This window comes from Prevotella aff. ruminicola Tc2-24 (assembly GCF_900110895.1).
Lineage (GTDB): Bacteria > Bacteroidota > Bacteroidia > Bacteroidales > Bacteroidaceae > Prevotella.
Genome location: NZ_FOIQ01000001.1, coordinates 78,740 through 99,082 on the forward strand (window position 1 = coordinate 78,740; position 20,343 = coordinate 99,082).

Genomic DNA, 20,343 nt, shown 5'->3' on the forward strand with positions numbered 1-20,343 from the left:
CACAGAGGTACAAAGTCACAGTGCTTTTAGTCTTCTGCTTCCTTGTACCTCTGCGTTTCATTGTTGTTGTTCCTTTCCTTGTCGTACTCCTCGTAGGCGTTGACTATCTTCGTCACAAGCTTATGGCGAACAATGTCCCGGCGGTCGAGGTTCACCACTCCGATGCCCTCTACATTATTTAATATATGCAGGGCCTCGATGAGGCCGCTCTTCTGCGAGTGGGGCAGATCAATCTGTGTCATGTCGCCCGTGATAATCATCTTCGTGTTCCAACCCATACGGGTGAGGAACATACGGATCTGGGCTGGTGTCGTGTTCTGAGCCTCGTCGAGGATCACCACGGCGTCGCTCAGCGTACGACCACGCATAAAAGCCAATGGTGCGATCTGTATGATGTGCTTCTCCATCATGTCCTGCAGCTTCACCTGTGGCAGCATGTCCTCCAGAGCGTCGTAGAGTGGTTGCAGGTAGGGGTCGATCTTATCCTTCATGTCGCCCGGTAGGAATCCCAGCTTCTCACCGGCCTCGACGGCAGGACGACTCAGGATAATCTTCTTGGCCGTTTTCTCCTTCAGGGCCTTCACGGCCAGGGCAATGGAGAGGTAGGTCTTACCTGTTCCGGCTGGACCGACGGCGAACACCATGTCGTTCTGACTATAGGCTTCGATCAGTCGCTGCTGGTTCTCTGTGCGTGCCTTGATAGGGCGCCCCGACATCGAGTAACATACCACCCCCTCGGGGATATGCTCGCCCGGGCGCTTGCCCTTCACGATATCCAGGATATCCTCGTCTTTCAAAGAGTTGAACTGGAGCACATGGAAGCGCAGTTTCTCGATGCTCTCCTCAAATGCTGCCATCTGTTCCTCGTCGCCGAGCACACGGATCACGTTGTCACGCGCCATGATACGGAGCTTCGGAAATAGAGAGCGCAACATCTGCAGATGTGCGTTGGCAACCCCGAAGAAGATGACGGGATCTATGTCTTCTAATACAATATGTTTCTCTATCAAGTTGACAAATTTATAATTTGGGTGCAAAATTACGAAAAAACGAGAGAAATGCAAAATAAAAGTTTGTTTTCTTTTGCATTCCTTCATTTTCTTTTAGTTACGAGAAAGAAACCGAGCCCTTAGAGCCCCTTGGTAAGGGGCGGCTATAATGCAGGGTTGCACTCTGCAGAGACGTTCTTTTTCTTCGGCGCGAAGAAAAGAACCAAAAGAAGCATCCACCCCATACTAAATCTCCCCCTATATGGGGAGACTTAACCGCTCCTCCTGTCGCTCTTACATTAAGGTACGCTCAGACCATCCGCTCGACCTCTGGTCGCTTATATGAGCGAAGCGAGTCTTAAGAAAGGTCTGGCGTGATTTTTTATCGGCTGCGCAGAGCAAGACTCGAAAACACTCCGCACGAGGAGGTCTTTAGAGGGTGTCCTATTTTCGGAGCCATATTGAGTCTTGGCTCGAGGAGCGAGCCAAGGAACGAAATACGAAATGCTGTCTGAGCGGAGCGAGTTCTTGGACAAGCCAAGCGAGCAGAGCTCGAGCGCATTGAGTGGCTACTAAAATCGGACAACCGACCTCCGAGCTCAGGACGTTTTCGCACTCTTTCTTTTGCTTCGGTTTTCTTTCTGGTGACAGAAAGAAAATGGAGGTAGTTGGGATTGAAGGAAAAAAAGTAACTTTGGTACGATGTTACGAAAAATATTTGTATCTTTGCATCGAAAACAGGAAGATCGGATGAAACTAACAAAGAAAAACTATCTGATGGGCTTTATCGCTGTGGTGCTTGTCCTGGCCTGTGTGCGCCGGGGATTCCCTCAGTTGGTCGCCAGTCAGGCCGCGGCGTGCGAGCAAGCCGAGACGGTGTGCACGCCTGATACCCTGTCGGTGTGGCCTGTGGTCGACAATCGCTCATCAGTCCATAAGATAACCTCTGTACCCAGTTATTGTGACGCTTTCCCTGATACCAATGCCGTACAACTGGCGGCTGCGCAGCGATGGGGCGTAACTCCGGTGAAGGACCGTGAGGATGCGGAGACTCGTAAGCGTGAGCTGGTGTATGTTGGTTCCAATCCTTATTACCATGTGGATCCCCTCTATTCTAGCATTCCCTATCTGGTGCCACGGGCTGCCGTGCTCCTGCAGGATATCGGGTCGGCTTTCTTTGACAGTCTTTATGTCAAGGGTATTCCTCTGCACAGATTGATCGTCACCAGTGTATTGCGCTCACAGGATGATGTGGTGAAGCTACGCCGTCGTAACGGCAATGCCACGGAGAATAGCTGTCATCTCTATGGCACCACTTTCGATATCTGTTATAATCGTTATAAGACGGTGGAAAACCCTGCCGGACCGTCACGTCGGCTGGTGCGTAACGACACCTTGAAATGGGTGCTTGCCGAAGTGCTCCGTGATATGCGTGAGCAGAACCGCTGTTATATCAAATATGAGGTGAAACAGGGGTGCTTTCACATGACGGTGAGATAGTTGAGAATTGGAATTAAGAATACAATAACTTAAAAACGTAAGATTATGAGATTAGACGGAAGAAGATCAAGCTCAAACGTCGAAGATCGTCGTGGATTGAGCGGTGGAAAGGTTGCTGGTATCGGAGGTATCGGTGCGGTGATTATTGCGGCTTTGTTTGCGTGGATCACTGGAGGCGATCCCGTCTCGGCCGGTCTGCAGGCTTTTCAGCAGCAGATGCAGGCACCCACGGAGACTGTCGGTGAACAGGATTTCACTGAGGAGGAACAGGCGCTGGCCGAGGACTGTAAGAGAATCATGGCCTCGACAGAGGATGTGTGGACGAAGGTGTTCGCAGAGAACGGGTGGGGCGAGTATCAGTATCCCACACTGGTGCTTTTCTCTAATCAGGTGAACTCCGCCTGTGGTTCGGCCTCGGCTGCTGTAGGACCATTCTACTGCTCTGGCGACCAGAAGTTGTATGTCGACCTCTCGTTCTTTACAGAGATGAAACGTCAGCTGGGTGTCGAGGGAAATACCTTCGCCTATGCCTATGTGATCGCCCATGAGATCGGTCACCATGTGGAGTATCTGACGGGCATCTTGAATAAGGCGCATCAGGCCATGAGTCAGACCGATAAGGTGAGGGCCAATCAGATCAGCGTGCGTCTGGAACTGTTGGCCGACTACTATGCCGGCGTGTGGGCCCACTATGAGGATGCCATGAACCACTCGATGGAGTATGGCGACCTGGAGAAGGGCCTGGAGCTGGCCAAGGCCATCGGTGACGACTGGCTACAGAAGAAGGCACAGGGTAGGGCCACACCAGAGTCGTTTACCCATGGCACGAGCGATCAGCGTAAGCGCTGGCTGAAGCGTGGCTACGAGACAGGTGACATGCGCACGACGACCTTCAGCGTACAGAACTATAGCGACCTGTAAAAGACAGGTCAGGCACAAGAGAAGACCAGACAACACCAGTCGTGGTCTTCTTTTTGTTTCTCCAGACGAAGACCGAGTCGCTCTGCTGCCTCTATCAGCATGGGGGCGTCGCTGGTATAGAAACCGCTGAGGATCAGGACGGCATCATCGGTCATCTTCCGACGGAAGGCCGGCAGGTCGGCCAGTAGGATGTTACGATTGATATTGGCGACGACAAGACCGAAGGTCCCCTCGATGGTGTCGAGGATGGTAGCGTCACCCAGCAGGGACGTGAAACGGTCGTCGCAGCGGTTGATGACCGCGTTGTGACGGGCATTGTCGACCGACCATTCGTCGATGTCGTAGCCCACCGCCCGACGGGCACCAAGTTTCAGGGCACAGATGGACAGAATGCCAGTGCCAGTGCCGCAGTCGAGCACCTGTCTCTCCGTCAGATCCATGTCGAGTAGGGTGGCACAGATCATACGGGTGGTCTCGTGGGTACCGGTGCCGAAGGCGAGCTTCGCGTCGATCTCGATGGCGATCTTGCTTGGTGTCTCTGGCATATGACGACCGTCATGGATGGTCAGCATCCCCTCACCTCGGGAGGGGGGCAGGGAGAGGTTGATGGGCTCAAAGCCCTCCTGTTCCCACTGCTCGTTCCAGTCGCGATCCTCAGCCTCACGGATCTCATAGTCGATGGTCACTCCCTCGAAGGGGAAGTCGATGAGTGCCGACTTCAGGACGGTCTCGTCGAAGAGTGCTTGTTGTACGTAGCCTTTCATACCCGTCTCCGTCTCCTCGAACGTCTCGAAACCTGCCTCTCCGGCCATGGCTGCCACGAGGTCGCAGGCATCCGTGGAGTAGGGTGTGATGGTGAATTCTACTTCGTAATACTTCATAAGGATGTTAATTTTTGCGGCAAAATTACAAAAAATAGGGAAAATCCTACCAGAACTTAGGGTTTTTCCCTAAATTTGCACTAAATATTGTTGTATTTTTGCAACGTGAAGAAATGAAAAGGCGCTGATGGTGCCGATCGAAACAATTTTAATAAATAGATAAGGAAATGAAAAAGCTGTTACTGATCTCAATGCTTATCGGAGCCATGTCGCTGCCGGCACTGGCTCAGGTAGATGATCTCTACTATGTTCCCAAGAAGAAGACAGTAGAGAAGGTGACGGACAACTATGGGATGCCGAAGGATACCTATTATTCCGGGAGCGACCGTAGTGTGGATGACTATAACCGCAGGGAGAGCAGTTATGAGGTCATCGGTGACTCTTTGAAGAGTGATGTGATCGATCTCACCGCCGAGCAAGGTGTCTATCCTGACTCGCTGGAGGATTTCCAGTTGACGAAGAAGATGACCCGCTTCGACGATTATGAGTTGTCTGACAATGCCGCTTTCTGGGCCGGATATGCTGCCGGGCGCTACGACTGGGGCTGGCACTCACCTTGGTACTATAGCCGTTTCGGTTGGTACGGTGGCTGGTACGACCCTTGGTATTCGCCTTGGTATTATCGTAGCTGGTACGGTCTGTATGATCCCTGGTACTATGGTAATTACGGTTGGTACGGTGGTTGGTACGGTGGCTGGTACGATCCTTGGTTCTATGGCTATGGCTGGGGTTATCCCTACTACTGGAACGGTTGGGCTCACAGCTATATCGGCGTAGGTAGGAACTATGCTTCCACTCATATCGGCATGGGAACGATCAGAAACGATGGTGCTACGCATCGTGCTTACTATAAGGACGGTCGCTGGTCGGTGGAGAACAACAGTAGCCGGATGAACAGCATCCGTCAGCGTGCTGATAGACAAAGCGGCGGTCGTAACTATAGCAGTGGTAACAACAAACGGAGTCGTAGTGGTAACTTCAGCGGTTATCGCGGCAATAGTAACAATAACAACAGCAGCAGCCGTAGCAGCAACAGCAGCTTCAGCGGCACACGTAGCTCCTCGTCGAGTAGCGGTAGCTTCAGCGGCGGTGGCGGCGGTAGTAGCCGTAGCAGTGGCGGCGGAGGCGGTCGCAGCGGTGGAAGAAGATAGTTTTACTGGAAGTGATAGTTTTTAGTTTATAGAGATATGAAGAAGATTTTTATGGCAGCGTTTGTGCTGGCGATGACAATCCCGGCCGCTGCACAGGATACATACGAGAGCGCCCGTCTGCTGGGCAGTGATCTGAACGGTACGGCACGCTACGTGGGAATGGGCGGTGCGATGGACGCACTGGGCGCAGACCTCTCGACCATGGGTACTAACCCCGCCGGTATCGGACTGTTCCGTCATTCGACGGTAAGCGCGAGCCTCGGTCTCGTGTCGCAGCAGGACGCTCAGAAGTTCGATGGCCTGAACAAGACGAACATGAGCTTCGATCAGTTGGGCTTCGTGTACTCTACACGTATCAGTCGCACCTCGTTCGTGAACGTGGGCTTCAACTACCATAAGAGTAAGAACTTCGATCAGATACTCTCGGCAGCCAACCGTCTGGTGAACTGTTCGCAGAACGGACTGAGCTATCATAAGGACCAGATCGGTTATGTGAATCAGGGCGGTTACTATCTCGACTTCAATACAGACGATGACCTCATCGGCTACGAGAGTAAGACGAGCGACTACCGTGCGCAGACTTTCACACAGGCCGACTACCTGAATGCAAACGTGCTGATGCTCGATCCAGACGATCATAAGATCTATTATAACGATGCTAATGGTTATACCTTCGATCGTGCGCACCGTGGTTGGATCAACGACTATGACGTGAACCTGAGCGGTAACGTCAACGATCGTTTCTACTGGGGCTTCACCATCGGTTTCCACGATGTACGCTACAAGGGTTATAGCGAGTATGGTGAGACTCTTGTTGCCGGTGGCGAAGAATGCGGTTCGGTGGTCTATGGCGACCAGCGTGACATCAAGGGTACGGGTATCGACCTGAAGGCGGGTATCATCTTCCGTCCTGTCGAGGAGTCGCCCTTCCGTCTGGGTCTCTCCGTGGCCACTCCGACCTGGTACGACCTGACGACAAGCAACGAGACGTATATGTTGAATAACACAAGATTCGGTCAATGGGATGATGGTCATAGTGGTGAGAGCTACGATTTCCACTTTAACACCCCGTGGAAGTTCGGTCTGAGCATGGGTCATGTCATCGGCGGTCAGGTGGCTATCGGTGCCGGTTATGAGTACACAGACTATAGCGCCAGTCAGAACCGTATCAACTCGGGTAACTATGATTACTACGGTGAAGAGGATTCGTATACCGACGAGATCATGAAGGTGAACACGGAGCGCTCGTTGAAGGGCGTGTCGACCTTCAAGGTCGGTATGGAGATCAAACCGGATCCGACGGTAGCCCTGCGCATCGGTTATAACTATGTGACGGCTGGCTATGAGAAGGACGGTGTGCGCGACACGAAGATCAATTCTCCGGGTGTGGCTTATGCCTCGACGACCGACTATACCAACTGGAAGGATACACATCGGCTGACCCTCGGTATGGGATATCGACTGAATGCCTGGAATGTGGATCTGGCTTATCAGTACAGTGCCACCAACGGTGATTTCCATCCGTTCCAGGAGTATCCTGCTGATCCTACCAGCAACTATGCCGGGCAGCGTGTGTTCGACTCGAAGGTGAGCAACAAGCGTCACCAGCTACTGCTGACAGTGGGATATACGTTCTAGCTGAAAATAACCTGAATATAAATGCAGCCTTATACAAATAAGGTTGCATTTTTTTGTTTATTCGATTGAAATGTCGTACCTTTGCGAAAATTTATTCAAAAACCGAAAACAGATATGAAAAGACTTTTGTTGGGAGACGAGGCGATAGCTCAGGGTGCCATCGACGCAGGCCTGAGTGGCGTATATGCCTACCCGGGAACGCCGTCAACGGAGATCACGGAGTATATCCAGGAGTCGCCCATTGCTAAAGAGAGAAACATCCATCGCCGCTGGTCAACGAACGAGAAGACGGCCATGGAGGCAGCACTCGGTATGTCGTATATGGGCAAGCGTGCGCTGGTGTGTATGAAACATGTGGGACTGAACGTCTGTGCAGACCCGTTTGTGAACTCCGCAATGACGGGTACGAACGGTGGTCTGATCGTGTTGGTGGCCGATGACCCTTCCATGCACTCCTCACAGGATGAGCAGGACAGTCGTTTCTACGCTAAGTTCGCTATGATCCCTACCTTGGAACCGAGCTCGCAGCAGGAGGCCTACGACATGATGGGCGAGGCTTTCGATCTCTCTGAGCAACTGCATCTGCCTATCCTGATGCGTGTCACCACCCGTATGGCACATAGTCGTGCTGTCGTAGAGGTGAAGGATACACCTCGTGAGCAGAACGCCCTCAACTACGATGCTCAGGCTTCCAACTGGGTGTTGCTGCCTGCCTTTGCCCGTAAGCGTAATATCGTGGTAACCGGTCAGCAGCCCTTGCTCGAGCAGATGGCCGTGGACAGCAAATACAACAAATATATCGACGGTCCCGATCATAAGATGGGTGTGATCGCCAGTGGCATCGCCTATAACTACCTGATGGAGTGCTATCCTGACGGATGTCCTTTCCCTGTACTGAAGATCTCGCAGTATCCGATTCCGAAGAAACTGATCCGTCGCATGACCGACGATTGTGAGTTTGTGCTGATTGCCGAGGAGGGTCAGCCGTTCATTGAGGATCAGGTACGTGGTGTGATGCCGGGTAATGCCGTCATCAAGGGTCGTCTGACGGGTGAGCTGCCGCGCACGGGTGAGTTGAACCCCGACTTCCTGAAGAAGGCGCTGGGCATCGAGAGCAGTGAGAGCTATGCTCCCTGTGAGGATGTGACACCGCGCCCGCCCGCACTCTGTCAGGGATGCGGACACCGTGATGTCTATACGGCACTGAACGAGGTACTGAGGGAGTATCCCAATGCCCGAGTGTTCGGTGATATCGGTTGTTATACACTCGGTTTCCTGCCGCCCTACAAGGCTATCCACTCGTGTGTGGACATGGGTGCCTCGATTACGATGGCCAAGGGTGCCTCGGATGCCGGTCAGTGGCCTGCCGTCGCCATCATCGGTGACTCGACCTTCACCCACAGTGGCATGACGGGCCTGTTGGATGCTATCAACGAGAATGCTGATATTACTGTGATCATCAGTGACAACCTGACCACTGCCATGACGGGCGGTCAGGATTCTGCTGGTACCAATAAGTTTGAGGCTATCTGCAAGGGTCTCGGTCTCTCGGAGGATCACCTGAAGGTGGTGAACCCCATCCCCAAGAACATGCCTGAGATTACGGCCGCTATCCGCGAGGAGATCAACTACCACGGTGTGAGTGTGATCATCCCGCGTCGTGAGTGCATGCAGACCTTGCAGCGTCACCTGAAGCAGAAGAGAGCAGCCGAGAAAAAATAAAAGGTAAACAAGTAAAAAGGTAAAAGAATGAAAACAGATATAATTCTTTGCGGTGTAGGAGGACAGGGTATCCTCTCTATCGCCACCATTATCGGTGAGGCTGCCATGAAGGAGAACCTCTATATCAAGCAGGCCGAGGTACATGGCATGTCGCAGCGCGGCGGTGATGTGCAGTCGAACCTGCGCATATCGAGCAGTCCTATTAACAGCGATCTGATTCCGCTCGGAGGGGCTGACGTCATCATCTCTATGGAACCCATGGAGGCGCTGCGCTATCTGCCGTTCTTGGCCAAAGACGGTTGGATCATCACCTCGAGCGCTCCTTTTGTGAATATTCCCAACTATCCTGATATCGAGACGATAAAGAAAGACCTAACTGGTATCAAGAACGTGATCGTGCTGGATATTGAACAGGCAGCAAAGGATAATGGCGTGCCCCGTTCGGCCAATGTGATCCTGCTCGGTGCCGCTCAGAAGGCGCTGGGTATCGAGTACGATAAGCTCGAGGATGCCATCCGTCGTGTCTTCGGACGTAAGGGTGAGGCCATCGTCGAGGCGAACATCAAGGCGCTAGCCATCGGCCGCGAGGCTCAGAAATAATCATCAGACTTATGGAGACTCCGATTAAAAAAGAGATTGTTGACGGACTGGTGGCTGAGTTGGGCATCAAGGACTTTGCCAAGGCAACCATCCGTGAGGTGAAGCAGGTAGCAGCGAAGGCTGAGAAAGCCTCTGGCGTTGAGTTTATCAAGATGGAGATGGGTATTCCCGGACTGCCTGCTGCACAGGTGGGCGTGGAAGCCCAGATCAAAGCCCTTGAGGGCGGTATTGCCCACTCATATCCTGATATCCAGGGCGCACCGGTACTGAAGGAGGCTGCCTCGCAGTTTGTCAAGGCATTCATTGGTGTGGACATCAAACCGGAAGGTTGTGTGCCTGTCAGTGGTTCGATGCAGGGCACCTTTGCCAGTTTCCTCACCTGTTCGCAGTGTGACAGGAAGAAAGACACGGTGCTGTTCATCGACCCAGGCTTCCCTGTGCAGAAGATGCAGCTGCAGGTCATGGGAGTGAAGTATGAGACCTTCGACGTGTACGACTACCGTGGTGATAAGCTTGGCGCTAAGTTGGAGAGCTATCTCTCAAAGGGAAATATCTGTGCCATCGTCTATTCCAATCCTAACAACCCCTCGTGGATCTGTCTGCGTGAGGAGGAGCTGAAGGTGATAGGTGAGCTGGCCACACGCTATGATGCTGTGGTGATGGAGGATCTGGCCTATTTTGCCATGGACTTCCGCAAGGACCTCTCTACACCGTTCCAGCCGCCTTATCAGGCAACGGTGGCCCGTTATACGGACAACTATATGTTACTCATCAGCGGTTCGAAGGCGTTTAGCTATGCCGGAGAGCGTATCGGTGTGACCTGTATCTCTGATAAGCTGTTCCATCGTCATTTCGACGATCTGTCGGAGCGTTATCAGGGACTGCCGTTCGGTCCGGTGTTCTCTACCCGTATGCTCTATGCGCTGAGCTCTGGTACGAGTCACAGTGCGCAGTATGCCATGGCAGCCATGCTGACGGCAGCCTATGAGGGTAAGTACGACTTCCGCAAGGAGATCAGTGTCTATGGTGAGCGTGCCAAGAAGCTGAAGGAGATCTTCTGTCGCCATCGCTTCTATGTGGTCTACGACAAGGACCTCGACGAACCCATTGCCGATGGTTTCTATTTCACGATCGGTTATCCCGGTATGACGAGTGGGGAGCTGGCTCACGAACTGATGTACTATGGTGTGTCGGCCATCTGTCTCATCACCTGTGGCTCAGAACAGGAAGGCTTGCGTGTGTGTACCTCGTTCATCGAGGATCATCAGTATGAGATGCTTGAAGAGCGTATGAAGATATTCGAGGAGAACAACCCTCGGTAACGTCTATGCTGATAGATAAAGAAAGTCCCTTGCAGATGATTCTGCAGGGGACTTCTTTTGTTATCTTAATCGTTTGGATTACTTTTTCTTGTCTGGGGTTGCCTTGGCTTTCGATTTCTTATCCTTGGCTTTCTTCTCTTTCTGTTTCTTAGCCTTGACAGACTGCTGGCTCACCTGTTCGGAGTCGCTCATGTCGACAGCCACAAAACGGAAGTCTTCGGCAGAGAGGAAGCGCACATCGAACTTTCCGGCTTTCTTCTCTATATATTGCTTCTTCATTTTCGCATATTTCTTCTCGACATCCTTGCGCTTCAGAGAACTGACTACGACACAGGTGCGACGGGCCATGCCGAGCTTCGTGGTGAAATACTCGCGAAGCTGATAGGAGTATTGGTTACGACCTGCCAGGAAACGACCCTTGCCGTTGGTCCATACGCTGTCTACCTCTTGGATATCGGTGAAATAGACGATGGAGTCGTTGAATGAGGCCGAAAAGCCGAACATATATGCTTTGGATGCCTGTGTGCTCTTTGCTGAGAGCGGCAGGGTAGAGGCTGTCAGGAGTGCTACAGCCAGTGTGATGTGTTTGAAAAATCTCATTATCCTAAATACGTTTTTAAAATCTTGTTCTTGGTGCAGTTCCTGAGCTTACGGATGGCTTTCTCCTTGATCTGACGGACACGCTCTCTGGTGAGTCCGAATTTCGTGCCGATCTCCTCGAGTGTCAGTTCCTGACGGTTGATACCGTATGAGGCCTCGATCACGTTACGCTCCCGTTCGTTGAGCACGTTCAGCGCGTTCTGTATCTCCGATCTCAGCGACTCCTCCACCAGTGTCAGGTCGGCCATCGGCGCATCGTTGTTAGGCATCACGTCGAGCAGACTGTTGTCTTCACCGTCAACGAATGGTGCATCCATGGAGATATGGTGGCCGTTGATATTCATGGCCTCGTCGATCTTATCTTCCGGCAGGTCCACCTTCTCGGCAATCTCCTCCAGTGACGGACGGCGCTCGTTGAGCTGCTCAAACCGGTTGATCTCACGGTTGATCTTGTTGACCGAGCCCACCTGGTTCAGGGGGAGACGGACGATACGGCTCTGTTCCGAGATGGCCTGCAGGATGCTCTGACGGATCCACCATACGGCATAGGAGATAAACTTGAAACCACGTGTCTCGTCAAATCGCTCGGCGGCCTTCAGCAGACCGAGATTGCCCTCATTGATGAGGTCGGGCAGACTGAGCCCTTGGTTCTGGTATTGCTTGGCCACAGAGACCACGAACCTCAGGTTGGCTCTTGTCAACCGCTCCAGTGCCTTCTGATCTCCTTTCTTGATGCGCTGTGCGAGTTCAACTTCCTCCTCAGCCGAGATCATCTCCTCCTTACCGATTTCCTGTAGATATTTCTCTAAAGAGGCACTCTCTCGGTTGGTAATAGATTTAGTAATTTTTAGTTGTCTCATCGTGGTTTCGTTTTTAGCTGTTCTGCAAAAGTATGTGTTTTTTCCGAGACAACCAAAAAAAAGTCACGAATTTTGATGTTCGTGACTTTTTTTCTCATATTTTCGCTTAATCGTTCTGTAGAGGAACTGCAAAGTAGCCTTTCTTTCCAGTGGTATAGATTCCCTGGATGTAAAGCACCGGCTCCTTGCTGGTAGAGGCCTCCCTGACAGCTTCCTGAAGGTCGGCTATTGTCTTGATGCTCTGGTCGTTGACCTTCTGGATGATGAAGCCCTTCGGAACACCGGCGTCTTTCAGTTTACCACCGTTGACCTTGATGACCTCCAGGCCGTAGCCGATATTCAACTGCTCTTTCTGAGCGTCGGTGATAGGATGGAATGTGCCACCGAGCACGTCAAGGTCGGCATTCTTTACCACCTTGGTATTGCCCTGCTCGTTCTTCAACGTCAGCGTCACGGTCTTGGTTTTCTTGTCGCGGATATACTTCACGGTAATCTTGTCGCCTGGGCGCTTTTGAGCGAGGATACCCTGCAGCTCACCCATCGTGGCCACCTTCTTACCATCGACTTCTGTAATAACGTCTTCAGGTTTGAGGTCTGCATCTGCTGCTGCACCATCCTCCACGACTTTATCGATTCGTACACCTTCCATCGTGCCGTAGTCTTTCACGTCCTTATCCTGATCTTTCATGGCATCTATATAATCCTTCAGACTACCACCCTGAATACCGATCATGGCGCGCTGATAGGTGCCGTACTTCTTAAAGTCCTCAATGGCCTTGCTGACGATGGTGGTGGGGATAGCAAAGCCGTAGCCGATGTTCGAACCAGTGGGCGAAGCCAGCATGGCGTTGATGCCGATGAGTTCGCCACGGGTGTTCACCAGTGCACCACCAGAGTTACCCTGGTTGATGGCTGCGTCGGTCTGAATCATCGAACTGACACCTGAGCCCATAGAACGGGCCTTAGCACTTACGATGCCAGCAGTAACGGTGTTGTTCAGGCCCAGAGGGTTACCCACGGCCAGCACCCATTCACCTACACGAACATCGTCGCTATTGGCAATCACGATGGCGGGCAGGTTCTTGGCGTCTATCTTGATTAGCGCAAGGTCGGTGGTCTTGTCGGCACCGATGATGCGTGCGGAATATTCCTTGTTATCGTTCAGACTGACGGTCAGCTCGTCGGCACCGTCGACCACGTGGTTGTTGGTCACGATATAACCATCGGCGGAGATGATGACACCCGAGCCGGCAGCGGCGCGCTTAGGCGTCTGTACCTGACGCTGGCGTCTTCCGTTGTTTCCTTGTCCCTGTCCACGTCCGAAGAATCCGCCAAAGGGGTCAGAGAAGAATTCCTCGAAGGGATCGCTGTATTCGACGGTCTGCACTTTCGAGTTCTGGACCGACTTGATGTAGACAACTGATGGCAGCGCCTTTTCTGAGGCGTATGTCAGATCGACAGGCTGACCGGCAGGAGCGGAGCTAATGACTGGGTTGGGAGCAGAGGCAGTAGCTGCATTGGTCTTATTGAATGCTGCTACAGAGAGTACCAAAGCAACAGCGCACATAGCGGGTGTTGCTACATTCACAATTTTCTTCATATTTTCATTCATTTTATTATAACTTTAGATTCTACTTCTGCAGCTTATGGATGCTGACTTAACTCTTTCGAGTTTTCAAGGTGCAAATATAGGCGCAAAATATCGTAAACTGACAGAATGTCGCAAATATTTGTCCCATTTTAACACTTCCTTTCTTATGCTTAACGGCTCTTTGCGTTTAACACAAGAACCTTAAATTTCTGATAATTTTAGTATTTATTATGCTGCTTAATTAAGAATAATGAATTAAGGCGGCCCCTGAGCCTGTCGCGCTCGAGCTCTGCTCGCTTGCTACCGACGGGACGCAAGAAGGGACTATCACGATATATCTTTACAAACGCCCCCTCATAACTCGCATGTAAGTCAGGAACGTTGGAGTGAGCCCCATACACGCAAGTTTTGAATGCTTTTTATATCTGTCTGATAACAAGCAAGTTAAATCTATGCGCGAAAGGGGCATCATCTTTCCCTCAAAGAGATAGGCCCTATGAGTCATTCAGATAGGGTTTACAAGCGAAAGAGATAATCCCTATACCCTATAAGAGATTATCTCTTTCACTCGTAAGTGCCATTCCTTACCGTCATGGAGACTATCTCCTTGACTGTAAGAAGCCACCCTTACCCAAAGTAGCCCACATCTCTACGCCAAACAGGGGGAAAAGGAGATAAAAGTCCCCCTTATTTTTTCTAGTTCGCAACTTCAGGCGAACACTTTTTTAGGCACTTTCTCATGACAAAAGGTTACTTTCTATCTCTGTAGCCAATAATATGATCATTCAATATGATGACATCATAAGGATATGATATTCGCTTGATTCCTAACTTTGAATCTATACCAGGACAAGACCTCACAATATCTTCATTCCTATATATACGAATAAACCTTTTGAGGTTTACAGAAGGGGGAGTAACTATTTTATCGGCTCCTGATTCTTTGTAAATCACAATTTTAAAAGCCCCCCCTGGTTCTATGCATTTAACAAACAACTTCATTGACATCGGTGCACACCACAAGCATCCTTCCATGTTCGCATCTGTGGCAATATCGAATAAAGAGAAATCGGCCTCCCGCTTCATGAGGTGCCTTTTTATTTCATATGCATCATCCCTATCATTATTGGGTTCATCAAACCAGATCCAAAGATTTTCACTTTCGCTATTAATGATAGAAACTATTACCTGGTTTATCTGCCTTTCGTCTTTCTCAATGGCTACCGTGTCCGTCTTCAATTCATATGCGAATGCTGATATCTGATTAATAATAATCAGGAATGTCACACACAAGTTTTTTTTCATCTTCTTATTTTTTTAAATATGAAACAGTTTCTTTTCTAGCCCTAAAAATATGCTGTCTTAATAATATATTTGTATCAGTGCTTCCTATATATTGATGCCCCGCAACAGTTCTGTTTCTATATTTATGATATAAGTATCCATGTCCATATAGTTCATGGCTTAAAGCTTCTGCTTTTCCTATCTCACTCAATGAAGGATGAATAAATACATGAGCAGCATTATCTACAGAATTCACGCCACTACTTCCATTTCCAGGTAAGAGCGTCGTCCCATATTTCCCGCTTTCTCCTGTAGTTAGTCCTGATGGGGAAGAGAAATCATTATCAACAAAAAAATCATCTGGTTCACAATACGATAATTTTCCATTATCTCCGGATTCTCCTTGTTCATTCATATAGTCTGTATATTTCTCTTGTATATTAACATTAAAGACTAAATCAGAACCTGTTAAATCCATCAAGCATATATAGTTTTCACTATCACTATCATGAGCCTTCATCATAGCATAATCAATATTTCCATTTTTATCCAATATTACATACTGCCTATCAGCAGGATGGAGCGTATTAAGTATTGTATTATATGCAGCACTATCAGCAGGATGTACATCGCACCCGTCTGGATCAACCCTATTCACTGGATTATTTCGCACAATACGCATACGGACTGACACCATAGTACTTCTCACACAGGGGATCGAGGCGGTCCCATCTTGCGAGGATGGGGTAGTGCTGGCGGGCGCCATAGTCGTAGGTATTCAGGCCGTACATGCCGTCGAACTCCTTGCCGTTGTATTTGTATTGCTGGAAGTCGCGGTTCCAAATCATCACCTTCAGCGTGTCCACGAGCTGGCCGCCGAAGGGATAGTAGTTCACGCGCTGCTTCATCGCACCCGCCGAGGTCACCGTCTCACGCACCGTGCCCAGATGGTCCTTGTTCTGGTAGTAGAACGTGAACTTGTCCGTCGTGCCGCTCTTTTGTAATCCCATGCGATTTATAGTTGATAACCAACGGCAAATATAGCAAATAATTGGGAATATTCATGGGTTATTTCCAAAATATTTTGTCCGACAGCATCTCTGGTAAAACAAGTAGCCCCGAAGCGCCCTACAACCAGGACACTTCAGGGCCACCTCTATTACAGGTAAACAATCTTTATCTATATCGTCAGCGAAGTCAATTTGCAGAGGGTATCCATCGTATATCCACCTGCTCGCCTATCTCAATATTCAAAGACATGCTCATTCTGCTTGTTTCCTGATGAACGATGTCTGTTTTGTCTCTTTTCTGATATAACAATATTCCTCAGAAAATAAACAATCTTCTACGCCACGACCATAGTAACAAATTTTTACCTTATAAAGACAATCATTCAGATATTCGAAAACAACCGTCTTATTGGTTTTCTCACCAACAAACAACAATTTAATTAGACAGCCGTCTTTGATAATTGCCTTAACAGATTCAAGTTTCTCTGTATTATATGTTTGAAACAAGCCATACAATTGGCATTGTGCATCCAGTTTTTTATACTCTATACTATATTCTGAAGCCTCTTCTGTAATGATTCTGTTTTGAGACAATCGGACACTGTCTAATGCCATCTCACAGTCAATCGATGCCAATGACCATAAGACATCTTCTAATAATACATGCGATTCTACCGTGCTATATATAAGGTTCTGACTCAATGATTTATCAAAGTAAGAATTGTAATACTTTTGAAACGCGAATGGATCTTCATCCACATACTCATTCCCCAAAAAGTGAAAACACTTTATTCCGCCATCATACATGATAGAATCTTTTGTGTCACTTAGATTATAAGCAACAATACTTTTTAATTCTCCATTTTCATAATTCCTTTCCTCTATAAGACTTCCATTATATAAAACCCGATAACAGTTACTACCCGAGCAGGAAATGTTTACGAAGAAAAAGAAAAAAATAATCCACACATTTTTCATTTTGTTTCCTTCCAGAAAATTGTTAAACCATATTGCGCAGTTGATTGAAGCCGTATTCTACCTTTATTCTTCATTCCTCCATAATTAGATGTTGCGCTCTTCTCTTGCGGAACTGTAAATTTGCCTATCCCAAATTTATTCTCAACGGCAGTTTTCCATGATGAGTAATCCTCATCAGACATAGACCATCCCATCGTGTTCATTTTAAACATAAAACGTCCATTAGATGGTTTGTCCATATATTGTAATGGAACCATTGCCTGCTCCGCGCCATCCCACTGAGTTGCACCGTTGCTATAATCGGTCCCTCCTTGTAAAGCATTTATCAAAGCTGCGTTAGCCATTTGCATACTTTTTGTTTGCTTACTCAATGATGTGGATCTAAATGCTTTGGCTAAAGATGCTCCTTGTCCAAACGCCTTGTTATTACGTAAATGAACACTGGCAATGGAACACATCTCTTTAGGATCTGCAATACCATAACCTATGGAACTCTCAGCATATATAGTACTCGCTTTATTTTGAAACTCTGTTGCCGTAATTGGTTTTCCATTGAGCATCAGCTGATTCTCACCGACAAAAACATATTCTGTTTTTTTATCATCTTTATACAGGAATCTGCCATCTGGTGAATAATATTCATCCATCCCATCCGGATCGATTTTGTTCACGGGGGCATCTCCACAATACGCATACGGACTGACGCCGTAGTATTTTTCGCAATGCGGATCTATTCTATCCCATCTTGCGAGGATGGGGTCGTGCTGGCGGGCACCGTAGTCGTAGGTGTTCAGGCCGAACGTGCCGTCGAACTCCTTGCCGTTGTACTTATATTGCTGGAAGTCGCGGTTCCATATCATCACCTTCAGCGTGTCCACGAGCTGGCCGCCGAAGGGGTAGTAGTTCACGCGCTGCTTCATCGCACCCGACGAGGTCACCGTCTCACGCACCGTGCCCAGATGGTCCTTGTTCTGATAGAAGAACGTGAACTTGTCCGTCGTGCCGCTGGCCGTCGCCTGGGCGTAGCCGCCGTCGAAGAGGTACTTGTCGATCTTGCCGTTCCTCACCACCAGGCTGCCGCCCAGCAGGTAGTCCGTCGAGTCCGTGCTCTGGATCTCCGATGCCTTCAGCTCCACCTGCTGCCCGATCGTGCGGGTGATATCCTTCACGGCCGTATAATGGACCATGCGCAGCTTCTGTCCCGTCGCACTGTACACGTACTTTGTGATGCTGCCGTTGGTGAAGTAGATCTTCTGGGGATTGCCGCTCAGGTCGTAGGTATAGTTATTGCTTATCATCTTCCAAACCGTATGGTTGATTCCGAGGACAAATATAGGCAATTTGTTTGAAACGGCCAAATGTATGAGACGGATTATTTGCGCATCCGTCCAACTTTTGGAGGTCACTTCACAGAATCAAAAAATAGTTCTATTGATCCTTAATCCCATTACTCCATCAACTTAAATCAACTTTAGGATGAGAAGACGGCAACCTATATTAGGATACTATGTCATTTAGTTTTTTGCGCTTCTTATTTCTATGTCGATTTTTCTGAGATTATTTTCTTCGTAAAAATCTAAAATGACTTCTTTTAAGCAATCATTTGAAACTAATACGATCATCCCCCAAGGATCATCTTCATAATTAAAATCGATATTAAACAATTCTATTGATTCCAAAGGAAATAAGCCACACTCACGATAGTGCCTCAATCTAATAAATAATGGATTATGACCAAATAACGGCTTTATTCTATCCCACATCAATTTCTTATCACCAAAATCAAGTGTAGTTTTATAATCAATATTGAAATAATTAATATCAACCATAGGACATATTCTGTCTGTATCAACAACGGATAATAACATTGTTGAATCAACATTTTTTAATATGATCTTGTTAAGTGTCTTGATATATTTATCAAGATACTTAACTTTGCCTATCAATCTTCTTTTCTTTTGTTCTAATGTTTCCATCTATTCGTATTCTTCTTTACTTTTTGTATTATCTAGTATACCTATTCCGTCGTGGCTCGCCTGTGTTATCATTAGTTTTCACGCTGCCCGCCTCCCAATGAGGTTTATCATGTGAACGATCCATAGTTTGTTGCTGTACCGACTTAGTATCAGTTGTTCCATATGAATCAGGGGTTTCGTAGGTGTACTCACGGCCTGAAGCATTTCTGCTTTGAGATTTCGGTTGCTGACTAGTTGGAATGCCCTGATCTCTCATAACCTTCCGCCTAGCCGCACGCGAAGTTTGTTTGGAGGTATGATCTACTGCTGTTTTACTCCTTTGATTGCAGCTTTCCCATCTCGAATACTTACAGGACTAAAAATCTCAGAAGCGAGACTAGCTCCGGCAATAAATCTGTCCTTTGTTGAGGCATTGGAATCAAACACAGTTTTTGCATCTTCGACGACATCATTAAATGCTTCTGCATACGTTGCTCCTTTAGCTAATGATTTAACACCATTTTTTGCTACAGTCTTTGCAATCTTCCAACCAGCTTTAATAGATACTTTTAAGCCATTCCTACCATCAGGGTCAATTGCGTTAACAGGGTCATTTTCGCAATACGCATACGGACTGACGCCGTAGTATTTCTCGCACAGGGGATCTATCCGATCCCATCTCGCGAGGACGGGGTAGTGCTGGCGGGCGCCGTAGTCGTAGGTGTTCAGGCCGTACATGCCGTCGAACTCCTTGCCGTTGTACTTATATTGTTGGAAATTGGGGCTCAAGACCATCGCCTTCAGCGTGTCCACGAGCTGGCCGCCGAAGGGGTAGTAGTTCACGCGCTGCTTCATCGCACCCGTCGAGGTCACCGTCTCACGCACCGTGCCCAGATGGTCCTTGTTCTGGTAGTAGAACGCGAAGTTGTCCGTCGTGCCGCTGGCCGTCGCCTGGGCATAGCCGCCGTCGAAGAGGTACTTGTCGATCTTGCCGTTCCTCACCACCAGGCTGCCGCCCAGCAGGTAGTCCGTCGGGTCAATCGTACGGGTGATGTTCGCCTTGGCCGTGTAGTGCACCATGCGCAGCTTCTGGCCCGTCGCACTGTAGACGTACTTCGTGATGCTGCCGTTGGTGAAGTAGATCTTCTGAGGGTTGCCGCTCAGGTCGTAGGTATAGCTATCGCTTATCATCTTCCAAACTATATGGTTGATATCGAGGGCAAATATAGGCAATTTGTTTGAAACGGACAAATCTGTGAGGTAATTTGTGGGTTGGATCGCGAAAATACTCTGTCTCGGCAAAAAAAGAAACGAGTTTCTTTGTTATGCGCTCGACTTTTC

General features: G+C 49.0%; 19 protein-coding genes. 7 read left to right on the top strand and 12 right to left on the bottom strand.

The window, feature by feature from the left end; translation table 11 throughout:
- Positions 1-26 precede the first annotated feature (26 nt).
- Complete coding sequence (locus BMY63_RS00335; RefSeq protein WP_091913981.1) at positions 27-1,010, bottom strand: PhoH family protein; 984 nt, start codon at positions 1,008-1,010, stop codon at positions 27-29.
- 729 nt (positions 1,011-1,739) lie between these two features.
- Between BMY63_RS00335 and BMY63_RS00340 the strand changes: the two genes are divergently transcribed.
- Both BMY63_RS00340 and ypfJ read left to right on the top strand, forming a co-directional pair.
- On the top strand, positions 1,740-2,489 hold the full coding sequence (locus tag BMY63_RS00340; RefSeq protein WP_091913983.1) for a DUF5715 family protein: 750 nt from the start codon (positions 1,740-1,742) through the stop codon (positions 2,487-2,489).
- Positions 2,490-2,534: 45 nt separating this feature from the next.
- Positions 2,535-3,410, top strand: a complete 876-nt coding sequence (gene ypfJ, locus BMY63_RS00345; RefSeq protein ID WP_091913985.1) for a KPN_02809 family neutral zinc metallopeptidase — start codon at positions 2,535-2,537, stop codon at positions 3,408-3,410.
- Between the two features lie 8 nt (positions 3,411-3,418).
- Here ypfJ and prmA read toward each other — a convergent pair whose 3' ends face one another.
- Positions 3,419-4,291 carry a 50S ribosomal protein L11 methyltransferase gene (gene prmA / locus BMY63_RS00350; RefSeq protein ID WP_091913987.1) on the bottom strand — a complete coding sequence of 291 codons (873 nt, stop codon included), beginning with the start codon at positions 4,289-4,291 and terminating at the stop codon, positions 3,419-3,421.
- Between the two features lie 167 nt (positions 4,292-4,458).
- Here prmA and BMY63_RS00355 point away from each other — a divergent pair, with 167 nt between their 5' ends.
- From BMY63_RS00355 to BMY63_RS00375, 5 genes are all read left to right on the top strand, one after another.
- Positions 4,459-5,442 carry a hypothetical protein gene (locus tag BMY63_RS00355; RefSeq protein ID WP_091913989.1) on the top strand — a complete coding sequence of 328 codons (984 nt, stop codon included), beginning with the start codon at positions 4,459-4,461 and terminating at the stop codon, positions 5,440-5,442.
- A gap of 36 nt (positions 5,443-5,478) precedes the next feature.
- Entirely contained in the window at positions 5,479-7,080 is a 1,602-nt protein-coding gene (locus BMY63_RS00360) for an OmpP1/FadL family transporter (RefSeq protein WP_091913991.1), read from the top strand.
- Positions 7,081-7,194: 114 nt separating this feature from the next.
- Positions 7,195-8,802 carry a thiamine pyrophosphate-dependent enzyme gene (locus BMY63_RS00365; RefSeq protein WP_091913993.1) on the top strand — a complete coding sequence of 536 codons (1,608 nt, stop codon included), beginning with the start codon at positions 7,195-7,197 and terminating at the stop codon, positions 8,800-8,802.
- Between the two features lie 27 nt (positions 8,803-8,829).
- Positions 8,830-9,402: an indolepyruvate oxidoreductase subunit beta gene (locus tag BMY63_RS00370; protein WP_091899218.1), complete on the top strand. Its 573-nt coding sequence runs from the start codon at positions 8,830-8,832 to the stop codon at positions 9,400-9,402.
- A gap of 11 nt (positions 9,403-9,413) precedes the next feature.
- Positions 9,414-10,724, top strand: a complete 1,311-nt coding sequence (locus BMY63_RS00375; protein ID WP_091913995.1) for an aminotransferase class I/II-fold pyridoxal phosphate-dependent enzyme — start codon at positions 9,414-9,416, stop codon at positions 10,722-10,724.
- Between the two features lie 78 nt (positions 10,725-10,802).
- Here the strand turns inward: BMY63_RS00375 and BMY63_RS00380 are convergent, their stop codons facing one another.
- The 10 genes from BMY63_RS00380 to BMY63_RS00430 all read right to left on the bottom strand — a co-directional run bounded on the left by BMY63_RS00380 (position 10,803) and on the right by BMY63_RS00430 (position 20,193).
- The gene (locus BMY63_RS00380; protein ID WP_091913997.1) at positions 10,803-11,324 is read right to left on the bottom strand and encodes a hypothetical protein; all 522 of its coding nucleotides are present in this window, start codon (positions 11,322-11,324) and stop codon (positions 10,803-10,805) included.
- The gene (locus tag BMY63_RS00385; RefSeq protein ID WP_091913999.1) at positions 11,324-12,184 is read right to left on the bottom strand and encodes a sigma-70 family RNA polymerase sigma factor; all 861 of its coding nucleotides are present in this window, start codon (positions 12,182-12,184) and stop codon (positions 11,324-11,326) included. Before BMY63_RS00385 ends, BMY63_RS00380 begins: the two co-directional genes overlap by 1 nt.
- 106 nt (positions 12,185-12,290) lie before the next feature.
- Positions 12,291-13,784 carry a trypsin-like peptidase domain-containing protein gene (locus BMY63_RS00390; RefSeq protein WP_091914898.1) on the bottom strand — a complete coding sequence of 498 codons (1,494 nt, stop codon included), beginning with the start codon at positions 13,782-13,784 and terminating at the stop codon, positions 12,291-12,293.
- A gap of 741 nt (positions 13,785-14,525) precedes the next feature.
- Complete coding sequence (locus tag BMY63_RS00395) at positions 14,526-15,080, bottom strand: hypothetical protein (RefSeq protein ID WP_091914001.1); 555 nt, start codon at positions 15,078-15,080, stop codon at positions 14,526-14,528.
- Positions 15,081-15,084: 4 nt separating this feature from the next.
- Positions 15,085-15,741: a hypothetical protein gene (locus BMY63_RS00400; protein ID WP_091914003.1), complete on the bottom strand. Its 657-nt coding sequence runs from the start codon at positions 15,739-15,741 to the stop codon at positions 15,085-15,087.
- On the bottom strand, positions 15,722-16,069 hold the full coding sequence (locus BMY63_RS00405) for an RHS repeat-associated core domain-containing protein (RefSeq protein WP_091914005.1): 348 nt from the start codon (positions 16,067-16,069) through the stop codon (positions 15,722-15,724). Before BMY63_RS00405 ends, BMY63_RS00400 begins: the two co-directional genes overlap by 20 nt.
- Before the next feature lie 252 nt (positions 16,070-16,321).
- Positions 16,322-17,047, bottom strand: coding sequence for a hypothetical protein (locus BMY63_RS00410; RefSeq protein WP_091899225.1), 726 nt, complete (start codon positions 17,045-17,047; stop codon positions 16,322-16,324).
- Positions 17,044-18,387, bottom strand: coding sequence for an RHS repeat domain-containing protein (locus BMY63_RS00415; protein WP_143065681.1), 1,344 nt, complete (start codon positions 18,385-18,387; stop codon positions 17,044-17,046). The genes BMY63_RS00410 and BMY63_RS00415 overlap by 4 nt, the downstream gene beginning before the upstream one ends.
- 174 nt (positions 18,388-18,561) lie before the next feature.
- The gene (locus BMY63_RS00420) at positions 18,562-19,023 is read right to left on the bottom strand and encodes a hypothetical protein (protein WP_091914009.1); all 462 of its coding nucleotides are present in this window, start codon (positions 19,021-19,023) and stop codon (positions 18,562-18,564) included.
- A gap of 300 nt (positions 19,024-19,323) precedes the next feature.
- Positions 19,324-20,193, bottom strand: coding sequence for an RHS repeat-associated core domain-containing protein (locus BMY63_RS00430; protein ID WP_256218883.1), 870 nt, complete (start codon positions 20,191-20,193; stop codon positions 19,324-19,326).
- Positions 20,194-20,343 lie beyond the last annotated feature (150 nt).